At 54.0% G+C, this 252-nt stretch carries 1 protein-coding gene; it reads left to right on the forward strand.

Annotated features, from left to right (window positions below):
• On the forward strand, positions 1-252 hold a 252-nt coding region (locus tag AC6CHM_RS25200), incomplete at both ends, for an AAA family ATPase (RefSeq protein WP_498176094.1).

Below are 252 nucleotides of genomic sequence, written 5' to 3' on the forward strand. Positions count from 1 at the left end.
GCCACGCAGAATCCAATCGAACATGAAGGCACTTTTCCGCTGCCCGAAGCCCAGCTTGACCGCTTTCTTTTTCACGTGACCGTCGATTTTCCGGATGCCACGTCCGAGCGCGAGATTCTCGATCTTGTCGAACAGGAGCGAGGCGGCAATCGTCCTATTGTCAGCGACAAGATCAGCATTGTCGAAATTCAGCAGGCAAGGCTGCAGGTCAACGCGGTTTATCTGGCGCCAGCATTGAAGGACTACATTGTC

The organism is Phyllobacterium sp. GQ127, from assembly GCF_059758635.1.